We start from the raw sequence: 4691 nt of genomic DNA, 5'->3' as shown, positions 1-4691 counted from the left end.
TCGCCGCGACGGGCAAATGTTCTTCGCCTGCAGGGATTTCCGATCCCGAAGGCGAAGGTTATTTGACCCCGAGCGGCGGCGAGCCGGAGCTGGACAATGCGAAAAGCGCAGGCGAGCGGCTTCTTCCAACGGTTATCTAGTTTTGAAGGAATGAAAAAACTCTTGACAGCTCAGCGCGAATCATTATAATAGTAAATGTCTAAAGAGATGTCATTTCGCAGCAGCTCAGTGACGAGCATTTGCATCATCGGATGAACTGCGAGTTGCCTCGACGCATCCAGCTTCTTTGAATCGGCTGGCAGAGGAAGAGGCAGGACATCTTGTTGGGAGAATTGACCGTCGTTATGATTCCGCAGTAGCTCAGTGGTAGAGCAATCGGCTGTTAACCGATTGGTCGCAGGTTCGAATCCTGCCTGCGGAGCCATCGTGGAGAGCTGTCCGAGTGGTCGAAGGAGCACGATTGGAAATCGTGTAGGCGTGAATAGCGCCTCAAGGGTTCGAATCCCTTGCTCTCCGCCATGATCCATCAGCATGGCCCGTTGGTCAAGTGGTTAAGACACCGCCCTTTCACGGCGGTAACACGGGTTCGAATCCCGTACGGGTCACTTCTTTGTGGAGGATTAGCTCAGCTGGGAGAGCACTTGCCTTACAAGCAAGGGGTCGGCGGTTCGATCCCGTCATCCTCCACCATCTTAATATAAAAGCTGACTTGCTTTCTCATTCATCGCGAGTTGTCCCGACGCATCCAGCATCTTTGAATCAGCTTGTAGAGGAAGAGGCAACGGACAACAACACCAAAAGCATTGTGAACATCAACTTACTTTCTTATCATCGCGGGGTGGAGCAGTCCGGTAGCTCGTCGGGCTCATAACCCGAAGGTCGCAGGTTCAAATCCTGCCCCCGCAACCAAAATTGGTCCCGTAGTGTAGTGGTTAACATGCCTGCCTGTCACGCAGGAGATCGCGGGTTCGAGTCCCGTCGGGACCGCCATTGTTCCAAAATCACGAAAAATATGGTATGGCTCGGTAGCTCAGTCGGTAGAGCAAAGGACTGAAAATCCTTGTGTCGGCGGTTCGATTCCGTCCCGAGCCACCACGAAACAACTAGAATAGGTTTGCATGCCGACTTAGCTGAATTGGTAGAGACGAGCATCTACTTCATCGAATTCGCTTCGAGTTGCCTCGACGCATCGAGCGTCTTTGAATCAGCTGGTAGAGGAAGAGGCACAGAGCTCAACAATGAGCCACCTTCTTCATTCATCTTATGCCGACTTAGCTCAATTGGTAGAGCAACTGAATCGTAATCAGTAGGTTGCGGGTTCAAGTCCTGCAGTCGGCACCATTCCTTGGAGGGGTAGCGAAGTGGCTAAACGCGGCGGACTGTAAATCCGCTCCCTTTGGGTTCGGCGGTTCGAATCCGTCCCCCTCCACCATTTTAACAAAGGGGCATAGTTTAATGGTAGAACAGAGGTCTCCAAAACCTCCGGTGTGGGTTCGATTCCTACTGCCCCTGCCATTCCTATCATGATCATGGCGACTATGGCGAAGTGGTTAACGCACCAGATTGTGGCTCTGGCATGCGTGGGTTCGATTCCCACTAGTCGCCCTTCACTTACAACGTTGGGGTATAGCCAAGCGGTAAGGCAACGGACTTTGACTCCGTGATGCGTTGGTTCGAATCCAGCTACCCCAGCCACGGATGCGGAAGTAGTTCAGCGGTAGAACACCACCTTGCCAAGGTGGGGGTCGCGGGTTCGAGTCCCGTCTTCCGCTCTTGATCAAGGCGGCATAGCCAAGTGGTAAGGCAGAGGTCTGCAAAACCTTTACCCCCGGTTCGAATCCGGGTGCCGCCTCCATATCTAATGATAATGAATAAAAAAAGTGTTGACAGTTGAAAGATAATTTGGTAAAATGTTGATTGTCGCGCCGATGTGGCGGAATTGGCAGACGCGCACGACTCAAAATCGTGTGGGGTAGCCCCCCGTGTGGGTTCGACTCCCACCATCGGCATCGAAATAGGGAAAAGGCTTTAGGGACAAGGGGTTTCACGTAAGTGGAATCCCTTGTTTTTTATTTACCGAATACGATTCGAGAGAAGAAAATCGTGTGCGTACAATCGTGTTCGGTGAGGTGAAATGGAAAGTGGGAAGAATAGAAAATGAGAGAGAATTGCAGAGAAAGAGCAAGAGAGGAAGAAGAGGAGAGCTAAGTCGTGAGGAGTTATTGCTAATATCTGATGACAACGCAGAAATTGAATACACATTTGAGGAATTGTTAGAGATATTTATTGAGGATTGCGAACTAAGAAAATTGCAAAACGGCTCGGCTATATTGATGAACAAAAATTCACAGAGCTTGATAATGAAGCTATAGAAATCAATAAAATCATAATCGGACTGATGAGGAAAATTTTAAGAAAGGACGATTAAGCTTAGGCTCTATCCTGAAATAACTGTGGATAACTTTTTTGTTATTTCATTCGTCGATGTGCCAATTTTTATTGGTTGTCTGTTATTGCTAATTGTTGATTTTTGACTAAAAGCAAAGAGACCATTGTATTGAGGTCTCTGATGTTCTTATTAAATTAAAGATTTCAACAGTTAATGTAAATTATCACTTTATTTCGGAACAAAAGAGCCATTTTTTTGCACATTCCTTCAGAAAGCCCTCTCCCCTTTTCTGAAAGAATGTGCTAAATTTTTTGTGAATTATTTCGGAAGAGAAAATCCATCGGTTCATAGGAGGGGGAGGAGGACGTGATTCAATTTCATGACTTTGGCATTGACGTCCAAACGTATGCAGAGCGTGGAAAAGAAAACGACTTCCCTCTTCTGAAAAAGTGTCCGCATTGCCGGGCCAAGCGCCCGTTGCACCGCCACGGTTACTATGAGCGAAACGCATTGACCCCACATGGTGATGATCGCATTTGGATTGTCCGGTATCGCTGTCGGGAATGCTTAAAGACGGTGAGTGTGCTGCCTTCCTTTCTCCTCCCGTATTTTCAGTATACGTTGTCCGCCATATGGCAAGTCGTGAAAGAGCAGTTGGGATTGATCGAGGGGACGAACCGGGCTCCGTTCCTCCTGACAAAGGACGGCATCATCTTTTATGTCCGACGGTTCTACCGAAACCTATCAAGCCATCATAGCTTTTTTGCGAGGCGGTGGAGGATCATAGGCCCTATCGTGAAAAAAGAAAAGGAACGGGCTTCCTGGTGGATCCGGACGTTGGAGAAACACGGTCTTGATTCGGTCATCAGAGACATGTGGGAGGACGGATTCCGACACCCTTTTGCGAATCAAATGGGATCCTGATTTTACATACATATCCTAAATTGGAAATAGTTGAGGTTCCCACAAACCTTTCCTATCGACGGAGAAAAAGCGATCCGGTACGATAAGGGCAGACGGACCGGAACGGTCCTGATTCCAAGTGAGACAAGGAGGAGATTCGAATGGATGAGTCGATGAGACACGACATTGCCCTGTTTCGGTACGGGCTAATCGCTCCGTTGGTGAATGGGCAGGTGGAACCGAAGACGTATCTGAAAGAGGTGAGCGAGCGAGTGCACCATGTTCCCCACCAGGGCGACAAACGAATCGCAGCCAAGACGATCCTCGATTGGTGCACCCGATACAAAAAAGGGGGCTTTGACGCCTTAAAGCCGAAGCGCCGTTCGGACCGCGGCCACTCAAGGCGTCTGTCGCCCGATGATGAGGATCATATTTTAGCCCTAAGAAAAGAACATCCCACCATGCCCGTGACGGTGTTCTACGAACACCTGATCGAGCAGGGGGAAATCCCAGAAAACCATACCTCTTACTTTACTATATACCGATTGTTGAAAAAACACAACCTGGTGGGAAAAGAAATCTTGCCCATGCCGGAGCGAAAGCGTTTTGCGTATGACCAGATCAATGAGCTTTGGCAAGGGGACTTATCCCATGGACCAACGATTCGAGTCAATGGGAAAGCCCAGAAAACGTTTTTGATCGCCTATATCGATGACTGCTCGCGGTTTGTGCCGTACGTATAGTTTCCCTTCGGAGAAGTTTGACGGGCTGCGGATCGTCACGAAGGAAGCGGTGCTTCGTTGCGGGAAGCCGAAGCGCATTTACTCGGACAACGGGAAAATGTATCGGTCCGAGGTGCTGCAGTATGCGTGCGCCGAGATGGGGATTACGCTCATCCACACCCAGCCGTATGACCCGCAAAGCAAAGGGAAAATCGAACGGTTCTTCCGCACCGTGCAGACGCGGTTTTATCCGCTGTTAGAGCTGAATCCGCCGAAGTCGCTTGACGAGTTGAACGAGCGTTTTTGGAAGTGGCTTGAAGAAGAGTATCATCGAAAACCGCACGCCTCACTGGACGGAAAAACGCCGCATGAGGTGTTTCAGTCCCAAGTGGAACGAGTGGTGTGGATCGAAGACATCGATTGGCTGGACGCGATTTTTCTGAAACGGGAGCACCGCAAGGTGAAAGCCGATGGCACGATCACCCTGAATAAACAGCTATACGAAGTGCCGCCCCGGTTCATTGGGCAATCGATTGAACTCCGCTATGACGAACGGGGCGTCTATGTGTACGAAGATGGAAGGAAGGTGGCGGAGGCCGTTCGGGTTCGTTTGGAGGACAACGCCTATGTAAAACGCCATCGGTCCCCGTTTGCGGCGATTCCGGCGAAGGAGGGAG

Annotated in this window: 2 protein-coding genes, 15 tRNA genes and 1 pseudogene; all 18 read left to right on the top strand. The window is 49.8% G+C overall.

Annotated features, from left to right (window positions below):
• The first annotated feature begins 349 nt into the window (after window positions 1-349).
• A tRNA-Asn gene (locus tag ACVBDQ_RS17715) sits at window positions 350-424 on the top strand.
• Between the two features lie 4 nt (window positions 425-428).
• Window positions 429-519 (top strand) — tRNA-Ser (locus tag ACVBDQ_RS17710).
• 14 nt (window positions 520-533) lie between these two features.
• Window positions 534-605, top strand: a tRNA-Glu gene (locus tag ACVBDQ_RS17705).
• 9 nt (window positions 606-614) lie between these two features.
• A tRNA-Val gene (locus ACVBDQ_RS17700) sits at window positions 615-690 on the top strand.
• A 142-nt stretch (window positions 691-832) separates the two neighbouring features.
• Window positions 833-909, top strand: a tRNA-Met gene (locus ACVBDQ_RS17695).
• Between the two features lie 5 nt (window positions 910-914).
• Window positions 915-990 (top strand) — tRNA-Asp (locus ACVBDQ_RS17690).
• A gap of 29 nt (window positions 991-1019) precedes the next feature.
• Window positions 1020-1095: transfer RNA gene (locus tag ACVBDQ_RS17685), tRNA-Phe, on the top strand.
• Window positions 1096-1265: 170 nt separating this feature from the next.
• Window positions 1266-1341: transfer RNA gene (locus tag ACVBDQ_RS17680), tRNA-Thr, on the top strand.
• A 6-nt stretch (window positions 1342-1347) separates the two neighbouring features.
• A tRNA-Tyr gene (locus tag ACVBDQ_RS17675) sits at window positions 1348-1432 on the top strand.
• 9 nt (window positions 1433-1441) lie between these two features.
• Window positions 1442-1515, top strand: a tRNA-Trp gene (locus tag ACVBDQ_RS17670).
• 17 nt (window positions 1516-1532) lie between these two features.
• Window positions 1533-1605, top strand: a tRNA-His gene (locus ACVBDQ_RS17665).
• Between the two features lie 15 nt (window positions 1606-1620).
• Window positions 1621-1695: transfer RNA gene (locus ACVBDQ_RS17660), tRNA-Gln, on the top strand.
• A gap of 5 nt (window positions 1696-1700) precedes the next feature.
• Window positions 1701-1772, top strand: a tRNA-Gly gene (locus ACVBDQ_RS17655).
• A gap of 9 nt (window positions 1773-1781) precedes the next feature.
• Window positions 1782-1855 (top strand) — tRNA-Cys (locus ACVBDQ_RS17650).
• Window positions 1856-1924: 69 nt separating this feature from the next.
• Window positions 1925-2009 (top strand) — tRNA-Leu (locus tag ACVBDQ_RS17645).
• A gap of 96 nt (window positions 2010-2105) precedes the next feature.
• The gene (locus ACVBDQ_RS17640) at window positions 2106-2372 is read left to right on the top strand and encodes a hypothetical protein (protein ID WP_033027723.1); all 267 of its coding nucleotides are present in this window, start codon (window positions 2106-2108) and stop codon (window positions 2370-2372) included.
• 383 nt (window positions 2373-2755) lie between these two features.
• Window positions 2756-3313, top strand: a complete 558-nt coding sequence (locus ACVBDQ_RS17635; RefSeq protein WP_394606783.1) for a DUF6431 domain-containing protein — start codon at window positions 2756-2758, stop codon at window positions 3311-3313.
• A 140-nt stretch (window positions 3314-3453) separates the two neighbouring features.
• A pseudogene (locus ACVBDQ_RS17630) lies at window positions 3454-4691 on the top strand (IS481 family transposase); the annotation flags it as partial.

It is taken from the genome of Geobacillus sp. CCR (assembly GCF_052906625.1).
Note: the sequence above shows the minus strand (reverse complement) of the source record. Positions and strands in the feature narration are given on the sequence as shown.